The organism is Pseudomonas sp. Y3 TE3536 (genome assembly GCF_053629175.1).
On the sequence record NZ_JBRJHU010000001.1, the window covers coordinates 4,114,618 to 4,129,123 of the forward strand.

Here is a 14,506-nt window from a genome sequence, read left to right on the forward strand (position 1 = left end):
CTAGCCTGCCCCTTGTGACGTTCCATTGACCTTAGGTCTATTGCTGAGGCCGATTCGCTACAAGCCGGTGTCGGACTATACCCGCGCACCTGTGGGCCCTATGATCGGTGCCCAGAGCCGGGCGCTGCCTGCCTGGCATAGGAACAAGCGAGTGCCCATGGAGCAAGTTTCCTTCAAATCGCTGGCTTCAGTCCCACGCCGGTTGCTGCTGGCTGGCCTGGTGGCAGTCAGCCTGGCCGGTTGCGCCAGCGCACCGCCCGCCAGCCTCAAAGGCCTGCCGCAGCGGGTCGAAATCAGCAGCGTGCCGTTCTACCGGGGTAACGCCAACCACAGCGGGGCCATGGCCCTGGCGGCGCTGCTTTCGCAACAGGGCGCGCCGATCACGCCCGGGCTGCTGGACAAACCTTTGAACCTGCCTCAAGGCGCCGAAACGCTGGATACCAGTATCCCCCGTGTCGCACGGGACTATGGCATGGTGGTGTATGCGCTGGACAAACAACTGGACGCCTTGCTCACACAAGTGGCGGCGGGCAACCCGGTGTTGCTGCGTTACGAGGAGGGTTCGGCCTGGTGGAGCGAGCCACGCTACGCCGTGCTGATCGGTTATGACCGCTACAAGCAACGCGTACTGTTGCGCTCAGGCATGCACCGTCGGCAACTGATGGCCTTTGATGACTTTGCCTCGGCCTGGGCCAAGCAGGGGAGTTGGGCGGTGCTGCTGCAACCGCCGCGGCAACTGCCCGCCCAGGTTGACCGGCAACGCTGGTTGCAGGCTGCCGACGAGCTGGCCCGCGCAGGGCAGGAAGTCGCCGCCAAACAGGCGGTGAACAGCCTGGGGCGGTAAGCCGCGCACCGGCCGCTTCGCGGGCTTACCCGCAAAGCGGCCGGTGCGATGTTACAGAGGGATCAGAAGCCCAGGCGGTCGCGCAGGCTGTAGTACCAGGCACCAATGGCGCTGAACGGTACACGCAGCATCTGGCCACCCGGGAACGGGTAGTGCGGCAGGCCGGCGAACGCGTCGAAACGTTCGGCCTGACCACGCAGCGCCTCGGCCAGCACCTTGCCTGCCAGGTGCGTGTAGGTCACACCGTGGCCCGAGCAGCCCTGGGAGTAATAGATGTTGTCGCCAATGCGGCCGACCTGAGGCAGGCGCGACAGGGTCAGCAGGAAGTTGCCGGTCCAGGCGTAGTCGATCTTCACGTTCTGCAGCTGCGGGAAGGCCTTGAGCATCTTCGGACGGATGATCGCCTCGATGTTTGCTGGGTCGCGTGCGCCGTAGACCACGCCACCACCGAAGATCAGGCGCTTGTCGCTGGTCAGTCGGTAGTAGTCGAGCAGGTAGTTGCAGTCTTCGACACAGTAGTCCTGCGGCAGCAGGGTACGTGCCAGGTCTGCGTCCAAGGGCTCGGTGGTGATCACCTGAGTACCGCACGGCATGGACTTGGAGGCCAGTTCTGGCACCAGGTTGCCCAGGTAGGCGTTACCGGCGACGATGATGAACTTGGCGCGCACTTTACCCTGTGGGGTATGAACGACCGGGTTGGCGCCACGCTCGATGCGAACGGCCGGGGTCTGCTCATAAATGATGCCGCCCAGCGATTCGACCGCGGCAGCTTCGCCCAGGGCCAGGTTCAGCGGGTGGATGTGGCCGCCGCTCATGTCCAGCATGCCGCCGATGTAGCTGTCGCAGGCGACGACTTCACGGATGCGCTTCTGGTCCATCAGCTCCAGCTGATTGTGGCCAAAACGTTCCCACAGGCGCTTTTGCGACTCCAGGTGGCCCATCTGCTTGGAGGTGAGGGCAGCGAATACGCCACCGTCTTTAAGGTCGCACTGGATGTTGTACTTGGCGACGCGCTCACGAATGATGCGGCCACCTTCGAACGCCATCTGGCCCAGCAGTTGTGCCTGCTTGGGGCCGACGGTGCGTTCGATCACGTCGATGTCACGGCTATAGCTGTTGACGATCTGGCCACCGTTGCGGCCGGATGCGCCGAAGCCGACCTTGGCCGCTTCGACGATGCTGACCTTGAAACCGTTTTCCAGCAGGAACAGGGCGCTGGACAGGCCGGTGTAGCCGGCGCCGATGATGCACACATCGGTTTCCACCTCACCCTGCAGCGCCGGACGTGGCGGCACCGGGTTAGCCGAGGCGGCGTAGTAGGACTGGGGGTAGGGGGTGTTGGCCATGCTCGAGGAACCTCGTGTTTTATATTTTTAACGAATGTAGCGATGCTATCAATAATAATAAACACCCGCTAGTCGTCCGTTAAAAATCCTTTACCCGGCTGTCGCCGAAGCCTTTCTATAAAGAGGTTAAGATTCAGTGAGTTAGCGCGAAAAAAAGTGTTGACAGGGTTTTTGGATTGCGTAGAATGCGCACCACACGACAGGCACATAGCTCAGTTGGTTAGAGCACCACCTTGACATGGTGGGGGTCGTTGGTTCGAGTCCAATTGTGCCTACCAAATCGAAAAGGGGTGATCCGCAAGGATCACCCTTTTTTATTGCGCACGCGTTTTACTGCAGGAGCAGCCTTGTGCTGCGAAGAGGCCAATCCCGCTGACATTGATCTGCGGTGACCACTCGGGCCCTTTCGCAGCACAAGGCTGCTCCTACAAAACCCGGTAGCGCAGCAAAGCTGAAAGTTTTTGATTTTTCTGAAAAAAACGCTTTACAGGTACGCATTCGATGTCTAATATGCGCACCACACGACAGGCACATAGCTCAGTTGGTTAGAGCACCACCTTGACATGGTGGGGGTCGTTGGTTCGAGTCCAATTGTGCCTACCAAATCGAAAAAGGGCGATCTACACAGATCGCCCTTTTTTATTGCCTGCTAGAAAGCCGCCGGCAACCACAGTGCCAGTTGCGGGAAAGCGATCAACAGCGCGATCAGCACCAGTAACGCCAGGCAAAACGGCAGCGCGCCGTACACCACGTCCATGAAGTTGCCCCGCCCACGAATGCTCTGCACCACAAACAGGTTCATGCCGAACGGCGGCGTAATCTGGCCCATCTCGCACAACACGATCAACACCACTCCAAACCATAGCGGATCGAAGCCCAAGGCGACGACAATCGGCACGATCAGTGGCGCGGTGGTGATCAGCATGGCCAGTGTGTCCATGAAACAGCCCAGTACGATGTAGAAGAGGATGATCGCCAGCAGTGTGGCCATCGGCGACAGGTTCAGGTCGGTGACAAAATTGACCAGTGTGGTGGTCAGTCCGATGGATGCCAGCACAAAGTTGAGAAAGAACGCCGACAGGGTGATGAAAATAATCATGCCGGTGGTGCGCAGGGTAGCCTCGAACGCCTGGCCCAGGCTTTGCCAGGTGAATGCCCGGCGCCACAGGCCCAGGCCAAAGGCACTCAGCACCCCCAGCGCGGCTGATTCGCTGGCCGTGGCGAAACCGCTGTAGATCGAACCAATCACCAGGGCGAAGATGGCCAGCGGCGGCAGCAGGTCAGGCAGGCAGGCCAGGCGCTCGGCCCAGCGGGTAGTCTCCTTGCGGCCGCCCAACTGTGGCCGAATCAGGCACGCCACCACGATCAGTGCGATGAACAGCATACTCAGGATGATGCTGGGAAGCGTCGCGGCCAGGTACAGCTTGGGCACTGACACGTTGGCGATCAAGGCAAACAGGATCATGTTGATCGAGGGCGGAATCAGGATGCCCAGCGTGCCGCCGGCGGCAATCGAGCCTAGAAACAGCGGCGCGTTGTAGCCTTTGCGTTCCTGTTCGGGGATGGCCAGGGTCGAAATGGTAGCAGCGGTCGCCACGCTGGAGCCGCTGGTGGTGGCGAACAGTGCGCTGGCGCCGATGTTCGAATTCATCAGGCCACCCGGCAACCACGACAGCCACTTCTCGACGGCCTGGTACATGCGCCCGGCGACGCCTGAACACACCAGCAGCTCACCCATCAGGATGTACAAAGGGATCGCCACCAGCAGGAATTCGCTGCTGGTGTTCCAGGCGATCTCGCCCATGGCGCTACTCAACGGCAGCGTCGAGAACAGCTGCGACAGCGACATTCCCAGCAGGCCGACACTGACGGCGGCGGCAACGCTCAACGCCAATAGCGCCAGCAGCATGAACAGGGTAAGGCTCAGCATGGCGTGCGCTCCTTGCCCGTGGTGCTGTCTGGGTAACGTTCTGCCTGGATGTCCTGTTCCACCGAGTTGATGCCGATCAGTGTGCTGATAGCGTGCCAGCGGCCCTTCAGCAAGTGGCCCAGGCAGGTGATCGCCAGGCTCGCCAGGGTCAGGGCAAAGAACAGGTAGCCGGCGAACCACAGCGACTGGGGTATCCATTGTGGTACCTGCAAGGGCGTGTTCGATACCGAGCGGTATTCGATGGAGTCCCACAGCACGTTCCCTGCGTGGTAGGCCAAGGTGCTGACCAGCAGCGCCATGCAGGTGAGGGCGAACAGGTCGAGTGCCACCCTGGGCCGTAGGCCTAGGCGCGTGTAGAGAATGTCCACGCGTATGTGCGCGCGTTTCAGCAAGGTGACCGGAAACGCCCAGGCGCTGGTGATCGCCAGCACGTACCCGGCCATTTCATCGGCGCCGCCCAGGGAAACACCCAGGGCCTTGCGCAAGATCAAGTCGATGCTGATCAGCAACGCACAGGCGAGCAGGGCGAAGCCGCCGACCCAGGTGCTGGCTTTGGCAATGGTGTTGATGACACCCATGCCTGAGCGGGCGGTGTGCATGTCGGTAGTCTCCGGGGCAAGGTAGCTCATGGGGCGAGGCGCATGCCGATGGCATCGCCCACGGTGGCATTCCAGCGCGCCACGCAAGGGCCGCCGCAGCGTTTGCCCCAGTCATTGGCGATGTGCAGCGCAGCCTGGCGCAGCGCCTGTTTTTCGCTGGCGGTCGGGGCCGAGGCGGTCATGTGCGCGGGGTGGTGAATCTGGCAATCAGGGCTGCCGACATTGCAGGCTTCGGCATAGCGGTTTTCATTGGCGGTCTCGCGCCACAAGGTATCCTCCAGCACCTGCGATTGCGCCTGCAGCAATTGCTGCACCTCGGGCGGCAGTTGCTGCCAGCGCTTCAGGCCGATGCCATAAAAGCCGATCGACCAATCGACGGGCAGGTTGTAGAGGTAGCCTGCAACGTCGTACCACTTGGCGGCATTGCCAGAGCCAATACCGGTGATGGCGCAGTCGATGACGCCGGTCTGCATGGCGGTCACCACTTCGGCAAAGGGCAGAGTGACCGGCGCGGCACCGATAGCCTTGACCAGTTCGGCCATGTTGCGCCCGCGTGTGCGGATTTTACGGCCCTGCAGGTCGGCCAGCGCGTGCACGGCGTCGCGGCAGAAGAACACCTGCGCGGTATACGGCACGGTGGCCAGCAGCTTGATGCCGTGGCGCTCGGCCATGCGTTGTTCCAGCACCGGCTTGTAGGCGTCGGCGATGGTGTGGGCAGTGTCGATAGTATCGGCCAGGCCGGGCAGGTCCACGCCCTCGAAGGTGGCATCGTCGCCGGCCACGAAGGCGAACACGCCCATGCCGATATCGACTGCGCCAAAACGCATCAGGCGAATGATCTCCGGGCCCTTCAGGCCGCTCTCCGACAACCCCAGCAACTGCGCGGTGACCTTGCCTTGCGATTGTGCTGGCAACGTCTGGTTCCAGAACGGCTGTTCAACCGCGCGGAACGTGTAGTTGTGGCTGCCACCGCCGACCACGTTGAAGCGGATCACAGGTGGCGCTTGTTGCGGCGCAGGCGTGTCCGCAAACGCAGGCGAGTTACTGAGCAGCGCGCCGAGCGCCAGGGGGATGAGCAGGGGGCTGAACTTCACGGTAGTCCTCTTGTTCTTGTTCGGGAGCTACTTCAGGCGATGTTGAGTCAGCGTGGGCGGGACGCAGCCTCGATGGTCGACCGCGAGCCGACGATATCAGGGAACTTCTCACCCTTGGCCAACCGCGCCAGTGTGTGCTTTTCGTTGCGCTGGAAGTCGATGGCACGCTGAGCCAGTTCGATGACCTGGCCCGGGCGCAGAAACACCATGCCGTTTTCGTCGGCCACCACCGCATCGCCGGGGTGGACAATCACCCCCCCACATTGGATGGCCGTGCAGAACTCGCCCTCCTGGCCGATCACGCGGGTGGTGATCGCGCTGGCGCCGCGAGACCACACAGGCACGCCATGCTCGCGGATTTCGCCCAGGTCGGTGACATAGCCATCGACGATGATCCCGGCCACGCCAGCCTGCTTGGCGGCGTACGCCATGGCGCCGCCCAGTGCGGCGGTTATGCGCTCGCCGCAGCGGTCTACCACCAGGAAGTCGCCTGGGCGCACGCAGCCCATGGCGTAGTGCAAAATCCCGCCATCGTTGCCGGGCATCCTCACGGTGACCGCAGTACCGACGGCCCGCACATTCTGAAAGTGGGCCTTGATGTGGGGGTTGGCAATACCGTGGGTAATGAAGTGGCCGATCGTTGCCGGTTCGGCGTTGATCAGTACTTCAAGTTCGGTGGCGCTGATCGGGGCGGGCAGTGCTTCGATAATATACATAGGAAGTTCTTGTTATGCCGGATGCTTTTTCGAAGGGTTTCGGTCATCCTAACAAGCACGCCGAACGGTCGATAATAAAAATCCGTAAGCAGTTACCGGAGCAGTTTTTATCATGCGTATTACGCTGATGCAGATCGAGGCGTTCTACTGGACCGCCCGCCTTGGGGGTGTTCACGCGGCCTCCCGCCATCTTCACCTGACCCAACCTGCGGTGTCGGCGCGGATCAAGGAAATGGAATCGCTGCTCAGCGTCAAGTTGTTCGACCGCAGCAAGCAGCGCATGAGCCTCACCGCAGACGGCCATACCGCCTTGCGCCATGCCGAACAGGTGCTTAACAACAGCACCCAACTCGAGCAATTTGCCGCGCAGCAAAAAAAGCACCGGCGTTTGCGCCTGGGCGCGGACGAGTGCTCGGCCATGGTCGGGCTGACCGCGGTAATCAGCGATATAAAGGCGCACTTCCCGGAGATCACCCTGGAGATTTCCATCGACGTCGGCGCCGTGCTCAACCGCAAGCTGAACGATCACGAACTCGACATCGCGCTGCTGACCAACCCGGCCACGCGTGAGGATGTGACCGATGTGTTTCTCGGCTGGATGACATTCCAGTGGGTGGCCGCGCGGCACCTGGACGTGGCCCAGGGGCCTTTTTTGGCGGAGCATGCCCGGCAATATTCGATCGTGACCCACAGTGCGCCCTCGACACTGTATTCAGTGGTGGACCGCTGGCTGAAAGAAAGTGGCTCGGTCAGCCATGCCTTTCATTCAAGCAATTCGCTGGCCTTTATTGCCAAGATGGTCTCGGCGGGGCATGCCATTGGTATTTTGCCGGTGCCATTGATTCGCGACATGTTGGCCGTGGATATGTTGAAGACCTTGCCGTGCGATCCGCCGATTCCGCCAGCCAAGTTCTGCCTGTCGTATTTGACCGAACGCCCGGATATGCAACTCGACACCTTGGTGTCGATTATTCGCGCGACCTTGGTCAAACAGAATTTTCTGGTTGATTAGGCTCTGTACGAAAAGTTTTGTGGGAGCGGGCTTGCCCCGCGATGGAGTGCGAAGCGCTCCCATACCCGATATCGACTAGCGTCAAAGTCGCCGCGAATTCAGGCTTTGCTGCCGCGTTGCGGCAGATCGCGGGGCAAGCCCGCTCCCACAATGATGGATGACCATACTTTTCGTATAAAACCTTGTTAGTCGCTTTTATAAGGCAGCAATAGGGCCGGCCGGGCACATGCACCCTGGCCGGCCGGCATTTAAGCCAATGCGTGTTTCACGGCCGCTATCTGTTGCCCGGCCTGGTTCAGCCAGGACAGGTCACTGCCCATCAACAGCATGTCGCTGCCCATTTCGATCAAGCGTTGCGCCGTGGCCTGGTCTGCGGGGAAGCACGGCACCATCACCTGGATCGAGCGGGCGTGGCATTTCGCGATCAGCAACTGCAAGCGTTGCAGCACTTCCGGGTTGCCCAGGCGGTAGTCGACCGGCAGTTGTCGCGACAGGGAGTAGTCGGCAGGGCCGAAGTGAACGGCGTCGATCCCCTCCACATCGAGTATTTCATCGATGTTGTCAAAGAACTCGTAGCTCTCGGCCATCGGCACGATCACGCTGCGGGTGTTCTCTGCCTGGGTATACGTGGCCCAGTCGAAGCCAGGCCCGGCGTAGCCTGCCGAGCGCACCGAGCTGTCACCGCCGCGGCGCCCCAGCGGGGGGAACTTGCTGTAGCGGATGATCTCGCGCATCTGCGCCGCGGTATGCACCTGCGGCACGATCACGCCCGCCGCGCCCATTTCCAGCGCCTTGCGAATGTCCCACTCCAGCGTGCCACGCACCCGCACCAGGCCGGGGATGGCGGCGCTGTTGGCGGCCAGCAAGAGTTTTTCCATATGGCTGTCGACACCCAGCGCAGTGTGCTCGGCGTCGATGAAGACAAAGTCCAGCCCCCAGTTGCCGGCCACTTCGATGGCCATGCAGGCTGTGCTGTAGATGTTCATGCCAAAGGTGGTACCGCGTGCCATGCGGGCCTTCAGCGATGTGTTTGGGGTGTTTGGGTTCATGCTTGAGGTCTGCCTTTGGCGGGTATCAGATGCGGTAGGTTTCGGGCAGCCGGTCGCGGAACGGGTGCACTTCGAACACGCCAGGGTCGCGGATCAGCGATTTGTTGCGGGCCTTGGCCAGGTCGATCTCGACGCTGTACACACCGTCTTCGAGCCCTGCGCGTACCAAGGTCTTGCCGGAAGGTTCGATGATGTGGCTGGTGCCGATGAACTGCATGCCTTCATCCATGTCGTTGCGGTTGGGGGCGACGAAATAGACCATGTTCTCTGCCGCGCGGACGGTGCTGAAAATGTCCGGCAGCATGCGCGCCTGCTCGGGCCACGCGGCGGGCAGCACGACAATGTCGGCGCCTTCGAGCGCCAGCGTGCGCACTACCTCGGGGAAGCGGATTTCATAGCAGATGGCCAAGCCGATACGGCCGATCTCGGTGTCGAATACCGGCGGTGTCCACTCGCTGGGGCGGTCGGTGAAGCGGTCACCGATCATGAATGGCAAATGGCGCTTGCGGTGCAGGCCGACGATGCCCTGCGGGCCGATCAGCGCGGCGGTGTTGTAGACCGAGGCCTCATGCCGTTCGTAAAACCCGACCACGATCAGGATGCCGCTCTGTGCCGATACCTGCAGCAATGGCGCCAGGGCGTCGAGGGTGATGGCGCCGCGCTCGAGGTCTTCGCGGCTGTCGAAGGCGCCACCGGTGATCAGGCATTCTGCGAAGGCGATCAGGCGTGAACCTTCGGCGGCGGTCTGGCGTGCCAGTTCGGCGACTTTTTCAAGGGTGCGCGCCGGGTTGCCGGCCACCGGGTGAATCTGGGCGACGGAGATTTTCATGCTGTTCCTTATTGGCAATAGAGGGCGCCGCGGGGGCGGCGCGGGTAGCGTCACTGCGCCTGGTAGCCCATGGCCTGGTAGACCTTGCTGACCAATTCGGGGTTGATCTGGGCGGCGTACTTGTCGACCACAGGGCGGATCTTGGCCTGGATGCGTGCGAGCTCTTCGGCCGGCAGGTCGTTAACCTGCATGCCATCGCTGCGCAGGTCGGCGATAGCCTTGATGTCGGCCTCGCGAGAGATCCGGCGCTGCTCCAGGCGCACTTCCTGGGCGACCTCGGTAAGCAGTTGCTGCTCGTCGCGGTTGAGGGTGTCCCAGAAGGTTTTGCTGATCAGCACGATCTGCGGGTTGTAGTTGTGCCGGGTCAGGCTCAGGTACTTCTGCACCTCGTTGAAGCGCGAGGCGAGGATCAACGCCGCCGGGTTTTCCTGGCCATCCACCGTGCCGGTTTCCAGCGCCGTGTGCACCTCGGTGAAGGGCAGCGGGGTGGGGTTGGCGCCCAACGCCGCCCACACGTCGAGGAACAACGGCGATTGCTGGGCACGGATCTTCAGGCCCGCGATGTCTTCAAGGTTCTGCACCGGGCGCACGTTGTTGGTCAGGTTGCGCACGCCGAGCTCCCAGAACGCCAGACCTACCAGGTTTTTCTCCGGCAACTGATCGGTGAGCATCTTGCCCACTTCGCCATCGAGCATGGCATCCACCTTGGCGGTGTCGGTGTACAGGAACGGGAAATCGAGGATGCCGAAGTCGGTGACGTGGTTGATCATCAGCCCGGCGTTCCAGGTCATCATTTCCACTACGCCACCTTGCAGCGACGACAGCACCTGCACGTCGCCACCCAGCACGCCATTGGGGAAGGTGCGCACCTTGATCTTGCCATTGCTGCGTTCTTGCACTTTCTTGGCGAACAGCTCCATGCCGATGGCCGGTGGCGTGCCCTTGGGGCTGGTGGCGGCGAATTTGATCACGCGCGCGTTGTAGTCGGCGGCCATGCTCAGGCTGCTGGAAAGCAACAGGGCGGCGATGACGGCGAGCTTCTTCATGCTGTGTACCTTTTATTGTTGTGGGGATCAGTGGCCAAACCACTGGGCAGGGACGGTGACCAGTTCGGGGAAGATGACCAGCAGGAACAGCACGATGACTTCGGCGATCAGGAACGGGAACGTGCCCTTGAGCAACGCTTCGTAGCGCATCCTGCCGATGCCACAGACCACGTTGAGCACTGTGCCCACGGGCGGGGTGATCAGGCCAATCGAGCAATTGATCATGAACAGCACGCCGAAGTAGATCGGGTCGATGTTCGCTGCGGTCACCACCGGTACCAGGATGGGGGCGAGCAGTAGCACGGTCGGGGTCAGGTCCATGACCATCGAGATCACCAGGATCAACAGCATCAGCACCACGATCAGCAGGCGCGGGTTGTCCATCACCGGCTGGATCAGGTCGATGATCTGCCCGGGGATATCGGCGATGGTGATCATCCAGGCCGGTATCGAGGCGGCGGCGACCAGGAACATCACGGCGGCGGTGGTCTTGCCGGCGCGCAGCAGCAGGTCATTGAGCGACTTGAGGCTCAGTTCGCGGTAGATGCACGACGACACCAGCAGTGCATAGACGCTGGCCACCGCGCCGGCCTCGGTGGGGGTGACCACGCCAAAGCGCAGGCCGACCACGATGATCACCGGCAGCATCAATGCCCAGAAGCTGTCGACCAAAGCCTTGAGGCGCTCTTTGCCGCTGGCCTTCGGGCTCAGTTCGACGTCGGTGTTGCGCCGCGACATCAGCCACCATGCCACGACCAGCGCGGCGGCGATCATCAGCCCGGGGGCGATGCCGGCCAGGAACAGCTTGGTGATCGACAGGCCGGACGCGACGCCCAGCACGACGAACCCGATACTGGGCGGGATGATTGAGCCAAGCACCGATACCGAGGCGATCAGGCCGCCGGAGCGGTCGCGGTTGTAGCCGGCGAGGACCATCATCGGCAGCAGCAGGGCGGTTAACGAGGCGGCGTCGGCCAGTGCCGAACCGGACAGGCTGGACAGCAGCACGCCGGCGAAGATGGTGACGTAGCCGAGCCCGCCGCGCAGGTGGCCGACCAGGGTGATAGCCAGCTTGATGATGCGCTTGGACAGGCCACCGCTGTTCATGACCTCGCCAGCGATGATGAATAACGGAATGGCCAACAGGGGGAAGCTGCCTGCCGAATTGATGATGTTTTGCGCGATGATCTGGCCATCGAACAGGCCCAGCAGCCACATCAGGGCCACGCCGCAGAGGATCAGGGCGTAGGCGATGGGGGCGCCGATCAAGATGGCGGCCATCAGCACGCCGACGAAGACTGACAGGGCCATTATTCGACTGCTCCGTGTTCGGCTGCCGAGGGCTCGGCCGGGGTGTGCGCGGGAAGGGTGCCCATCAGGTTTCTGACCAGTTGGGTGAAGATCAGTAGCCCGCTGAGGATGCAAAAGACCAGGCCCGCCCCATGGAACAAGGCCATGGAAATGCCGGTGGAGGGGGCGCCGACATGCAGGTTGATCACGGTCTGCTTCCAGCTGCCGTCAAGGAACAGCCAGGTCACGTAGAGCATGAGTAGTTGCGTCAGTGCCAACAGGCACCTGGCCACACCAGGCGAAACCCGGCGGGTGACGATGTCGACACCGATGTGGCCGTTTTCGTGAAGCATCAGTTGGGCGCCGGCAAACACCAGCCATACGAATGCCAGGCGGGAGATCTCTTCGCTGAAGAACAGGCCCGAGTTGAAGCCATAGCGCAGCACGACATTGGTGAAAATCAGGCAGGTGATGGCCACAAGGCAGGCGATCACCAGCGTTTTCAGAACCAGAAAGTAACTATCGATCAGTGTTTTCATGGCGCCTCCTGGAGCAGAGCTGCCCAGGGAGCGCCGAAAGCGCTTGGTGCGAGAGCGCGGACAGCAACATCCACCTGTAGGTGTGAGCGGGGCATGGGGTCACCTTTTTATTATTGGACATACGTCGTCGTACGACTGCCTGGATTGTTGTCTGAAACGCCCGGTTTCGGCTGCCTCAAGTTTTTTATCAGGGGGATAAGAAATGGCGATCAGTGCCCGGGCCGTGGCTGCGCAGGGGCCCGTGGTCGGCGCATCGCGGTAGCAGGGTGTAACGTATGGTCGCGGTCCTTGCCCGGGAGCGGCATGCTAGAATCCGCCCCTTCGAATCTGGAGGTACACGCGTGCGCAAACTGGCTGTGGTAATGGCAGTGCTCGCCCTGGCGGGCTGTGAGAACGAAGTCGAAGGCGTGCACAAACAGGTGGCCGAGCACCTGCACAACCCCAAGACTGCCAAGTTCGGCAACGTGCGGATCGACACTCATGGCACCATCTGCGGCCAAGTCCGCGGCAAGGACGACGCCGGGCAGTACGAAGCCTACCGCAGCTACGTGGCGATCAAGCGTGATGGCCAATACGAGATCATCGTCGACGACAGCGGCAACAACCTGCGTATCCGCGAGCTGTGCGGTGGTGCCGACTTGCAGCGCCGCGCCGAGGCGCTGGCCGGTGAGCCGGCCCCAGAAGGTTGGGATGTCGAAGTGGTGCAGGGGGCGAACATGGGCGCTTTGAGCGACATGACGGCGCGCCTGATCGAGAAGGGCATCCCGTCTTCGGTCGAATACCGCAACGGCAAGCCGGTGGTGCTGATGGGGCCATTCCCGACCAAGGAAGAAGCCGAGGCGCGCAAGGCCGAGGTGATGGCCAAGCTGGGCACCGATTCGGTGGTCATCCAGCATGGCGCCCAGCGCTAACCCCGCAACCCACACCGTGTAGGCGCAGCCTTGTGCTGTGAAGCGGCCGGTGCAGCCACCTGAATACAGGGCGTCTGCACCGGCCTCTTCGCAGCACAAGGCTGCGCCTACAAAGGCTGGGCGTATATGCCCGTGCGGGCTATGCTTGCACTGGGAGAGCTGAACGGGGAGGGCCTCATGTCTACACTGGAGCGGGCCATTGCCGTGGCTGCCAGGGCGCATGAAGGGCAATACGACAAGGGTGGGGCGGCCTATATCCTGCACCCGCTACGTGTGATGATGCGGGTTTCCACGCCCGAGCAGCGGATCGTCGCAGTGCTTCATGATGTAATTGAAGACACGCCGATGACCCTGTCCGACTTGGCGCGTGAAGGCTTTGCACTGAAAATTCTTGCCGCGCTGCTGGCGCTGAGCCGGCGTGATGGCGAATCTTACCAAGACTTCGTCCAGCGCCTTGGTGGCGACCCGTTGGCGCGCACCGTCAAACTGGCCGACCTGGCCGATAACAGCGACCTCTCGCGCATCCCAGTTCCTGGTCCCGCCGACCTGGCGCGGCTGGCCCGTTACCGGGAGGCCAGCGCCTACCTGCAGACACTGGCTTGAGCCTCAGCCGCAGGCCTTGAGGTTCACCGGCCCAACAAACGCATTGCCGCGCCCCATCACGCAGGCCACCTGCTGGTTGCGCTGCAGCTCCCATACCTGCGGCGGGTACGTTTTGTTCCACGCTTCGAACAGCTGCCGGTCCTGCTTCGACAAGCGCAGGTTGTACTGCTTGCTCATGTAGAAGTACGTGCGTGCGATCATGCCGCGGATCGAAGGGCGTGGCATGACCTTCTTGGCCTTGAAGTCGACTTGGGTCAGGCAACTGCCGTACTGGCCCTGCTGCTCAGGCAGCCAACCGAAACTGAAATTGCTGCGGTCGCCATTGACCTCACCGATGCTGGGCACCAGGTTGTGCAGGTCGGCCTCGGCGCGCTTGTACACCTCATCGTGCTGCGAGCACTGCTTGCGCCCACCGTCCTGCCAACACTGGCGCTGGTGGCCGATCTGCCAGGCCGGCACGATGTGCTCCCATTCGATGCGCGAAGCCCGTTGGGCATTCTTGCGCGGCGTATAGCCGCAAGAGGCCAGGTCAACCTTGTTGCCATTGTACTTGCAGCCGCAATAAAACTCCGTCGATTGTGGCGCGTACAGCTTCCAGGCGACCTTTTTGGCCTCCTGGAACGTGCGTGGGGCATCGGCATGGGCGAACGGGGTGGACAACAGCAGGCAGGCTGCAGCGAAAAGCGAAACTCTCATGC

At 61.9% G+C, this 14,506-nt stretch carries 15 protein-coding genes and 2 tRNA genes; 6 read left to right on the forward strand and 11 right to left on the reverse strand.

The window, feature by feature from the left end:
• Nucleotides 1-100 precede the first annotated feature (100 nt).
• Nucleotides 101-844, forward strand: a complete 744-nt coding sequence (locus AB7M33_RS18615; RefSeq protein WP_454243265.1) for a peptidase C39 family protein — start codon at nt 101-103, stop codon at nt 842-844.
• Between the two features lie 62 nt (nt 845-906).
• Here AB7M33_RS18615 and AB7M33_RS18620 read toward each other — a convergent pair whose 3' ends face one another.
• The gene (locus AB7M33_RS18620) at nt 907-2,190 is read right to left on the reverse strand and encodes an NAD(P)/FAD-dependent oxidoreductase (RefSeq protein WP_027592660.1); all 1,284 of its coding nucleotides are present in this window, start codon (nt 2,188-2,190) and stop codon (nt 907-909) included.
• 201 nt (nt 2,191-2,391) lie between these two features.
• On the opposite strand from AB7M33_RS18620, the gene AB7M33_RS18625 reads away from it, so the two are divergent.
• Both AB7M33_RS18625 and AB7M33_RS18630 read left to right on the forward strand, forming a co-directional pair.
• Nucleotides 2,392-2,468, forward strand: a tRNA-Val gene (locus AB7M33_RS18625).
• A 248-nt stretch (nt 2,469-2,716) separates the two neighbouring features.
• Nucleotides 2,717-2,793: transfer RNA gene (locus tag AB7M33_RS18630), tRNA-Val, on the forward strand.
• A gap of 46 nt (nt 2,794-2,839) precedes the next feature.
• Here AB7M33_RS18630 and AB7M33_RS18635 read toward each other — a convergent pair.
• Genes AB7M33_RS18635 through AB7M33_RS18650 form a run of 4 tightly spaced genes read right to left on the reverse strand, consistent with a single transcriptional unit; the run spans nt 2,840 to nt 6,529 of the window.
• Nucleotides 2,840-4,120 carry a TRAP transporter large permease gene (locus AB7M33_RS18635; protein ID WP_027596097.1) on the reverse strand — a complete coding sequence of 427 codons (1,281 nt, stop codon included), beginning with the start codon at nt 4,118-4,120 and terminating at the stop codon, nt 2,840-2,842.
• The gene (locus tag AB7M33_RS18640) at nt 4,114-4,749 is read right to left on the reverse strand and encodes a TRAP transporter small permease subunit (RefSeq protein ID WP_454243266.1); all 636 of its coding nucleotides are present in this window, start codon (nt 4,747-4,749) and stop codon (nt 4,114-4,116) included. Before AB7M33_RS18640 ends, AB7M33_RS18635 begins: the two co-directional genes overlap by 7 nt.
• Entirely contained in the window at nt 4,746-5,813 is a 1,068-nt protein-coding gene (locus AB7M33_RS18645; RefSeq protein WP_454243267.1) for a TRAP transporter substrate-binding protein, read from the reverse strand. The genes AB7M33_RS18640 and AB7M33_RS18645 overlap by 4 nt, the downstream gene beginning before the upstream one ends.
• A 47-nt stretch (nt 5,814-5,860) precedes the next feature.
• Nucleotides 5,861-6,529 (reverse strand): RraA family protein, encoded by a 669-nt coding sequence (locus AB7M33_RS18650; RefSeq protein WP_027596100.1) that lies wholly within the window; start codon nt 6,527-6,529, stop codon nt 5,861-5,863.
• Between the two features lie 112 nt (nt 6,530-6,641).
• Here AB7M33_RS18650 and AB7M33_RS18655 point away from each other — a divergent pair, with 112 nt between their 5' ends.
• Complete coding sequence (locus tag AB7M33_RS18655) at nt 6,642-7,541, forward strand: LysR family transcriptional regulator (RefSeq protein ID WP_252824981.1); 900 nt, start codon at nt 6,642-6,644, stop codon at nt 7,539-7,541.
• Nucleotides 7,542-7,789: 248 nt separating this feature from the next.
• On the opposite strand, the gene AB7M33_RS18660 is transcribed toward AB7M33_RS18655, so the two are convergent.
• The 5 genes from AB7M33_RS18660 to AB7M33_RS18680 form a co-directional block, all read right to left on the reverse strand.
• Nucleotides 7,790-8,551, reverse strand: a complete 762-nt coding sequence (locus AB7M33_RS18660) for an HpcH/HpaI aldolase family protein (RefSeq protein ID WP_454243268.1) — start codon at nt 8,549-8,551, stop codon at nt 7,790-7,792.
• Between the two features lie 64 nt (nt 8,552-8,615).
• Entirely contained in the window at nt 8,616-9,419 is an 804-nt protein-coding gene (locus tag AB7M33_RS18665) for a carbon-nitrogen hydrolase family protein (RefSeq protein ID WP_099428864.1), read from the reverse strand.
• A gap of 50 nt (nt 9,420-9,469) precedes the next feature.
• A complete protein-coding gene (locus AB7M33_RS18670; protein ID WP_454243269.1) occupies nt 9,470-10,465 on the reverse strand; it encodes a TRAP transporter substrate-binding protein in 996 nt (331 codons plus the stop codon).
• Between the two features lie 27 nt (nt 10,466-10,492).
• Nucleotides 10,493-11,776 (reverse strand): TRAP transporter large permease subunit, encoded by a 1,284-nt coding sequence (locus AB7M33_RS18675; RefSeq protein WP_027596105.1) that lies wholly within the window; start codon nt 11,774-11,776, stop codon nt 10,493-10,495.
• Complete coding sequence (locus AB7M33_RS18680) at nt 11,776-12,294, reverse strand: TRAP transporter small permease (RefSeq protein ID WP_027596106.1); 519 nt, start codon at nt 12,292-12,294, stop codon at nt 11,776-11,778. The genes AB7M33_RS18675 and AB7M33_RS18680 overlap by 1 nt, the downstream gene beginning before the upstream one ends.
• Nucleotides 12,295-12,635: 341 nt before the next feature.
• On the opposite strand from AB7M33_RS18680, the gene AB7M33_RS18685 reads away from it, so the two are divergent.
• Both AB7M33_RS18685 and AB7M33_RS18690 read left to right on the forward strand, forming a co-directional pair.
• On the forward strand, nt 12,636-13,205 hold the full coding sequence (locus AB7M33_RS18685; RefSeq protein WP_027596107.1) for an SPOR domain-containing protein: 570 nt from the start codon (nt 12,636-12,638) through the stop codon (nt 13,203-13,205).
• A gap of 177 nt (nt 13,206-13,382) precedes the next feature.
• Nucleotides 13,383-13,808: a GTP pyrophosphokinase gene (locus AB7M33_RS18690; protein ID WP_027596108.1), complete on the forward strand. Its 426-nt coding sequence runs from the start codon at nt 13,383-13,385 to the stop codon at nt 13,806-13,808.
• A gap of 3 nt (nt 13,809-13,811) precedes the next feature.
• On the opposite strand, the gene AB7M33_RS18695 is transcribed toward AB7M33_RS18690, so the two are convergent.
• Nucleotides 13,812-14,504 carry an endonuclease gene (locus tag AB7M33_RS18695; RefSeq protein ID WP_454243270.1) on the reverse strand — a complete coding sequence of 231 codons (693 nt, stop codon included), beginning with the start codon at nt 14,502-14,504 and terminating at the stop codon, nt 13,812-13,814.
• Nucleotides 14,505-14,506 lie beyond the last annotated feature (2 nt).

What these genes read in the sequence shown, in the direction of transcription:
- AB7M33_RS18615 (WP_454243265.1), top strand. Translation starts at nt 101, where the DNA reads ATGATCGGTGCCCAGAGCCGGGCGCTGCCTGCCTGGCATAGGAACAAG.
- AB7M33_RS18620 (WP_027592660.1), bottom strand. Translation starts at nt 2,190, where the DNA reads ATGGCCAACACCCCCTACCCCCAGTCCTACTACGCCGCCTCGGCTAAC.
- AB7M33_RS18635 (WP_027596097.1), bottom strand. Translation starts at nt 4,120, where the DNA reads ATGCTGAGCCTTACCCTGTTCATGCTGCTGGCGCTATTGGCGTTGAGC.
- AB7M33_RS18640 (WP_454243266.1), bottom strand. Translation starts at nt 4,749, where the DNA reads ATGAGCTACCTTGCCCCGGAGACTACCGACATGCACACCGCCCGCTCA.
- AB7M33_RS18650 (WP_027596100.1), bottom strand. Translation starts at nt 6,529, where the DNA reads ATGTATATTATCGAAGCACTGCCCGCCCCGATCAGCGCCACCGAACTT.
- AB7M33_RS18655 (WP_252824981.1), top strand. Translation starts at nt 6,642, where the DNA reads ATGCGTATTACGCTGATGCAGATCGAGGCGTTCTACTGGACCGCCCGC.
- AB7M33_RS18660 (WP_454243268.1), bottom strand. Translation starts at nt 8,551, where the DNA reads ATGGCACGCGGTACCACCTTTGGCATGAACATCTACAGCACAGCCTGC.
- AB7M33_RS18665 (WP_099428864.1), bottom strand. Translation starts at nt 9,419, where the DNA reads ATGAAAATCTCCGTCGCCCAGATTCACCCGGTGGCCGGCAACCCGGCG.
- AB7M33_RS18670 (WP_454243269.1), bottom strand. Translation starts at nt 10,465, where the DNA reads ATGAAGAAGCTCGCCGTCATCGCCGCCCTGTTGCTTTCCAGCAGCCTG.
- AB7M33_RS18675 (WP_027596105.1), bottom strand. Translation starts at nt 11,776, where the DNA reads ATGGCCCTGTCAGTCTTCGTCGGCGTGCTGATGGCCGCCATCTTGATC.
- AB7M33_RS18680 (WP_027596106.1), bottom strand. Translation starts at nt 12,294, where the DNA reads ATGAAAACACTGATCGATAGTTACTTTCTGGTTCTGAAAACGCTGGTG.
- AB7M33_RS18690 (WP_027596108.1), top strand. Translation starts at nt 13,383, where the DNA reads ATGTCTACACTGGAGCGGGCCATTGCCGTGGCTGCCAGGGCGCATGAA.
- AB7M33_RS18695 (WP_454243270.1), bottom strand. Translation starts at nt 14,504, where the DNA reads ATGAGAGTTTCGCTTTTCGCTGCAGCCTGCCTGCTGTTGTCCACCCCG.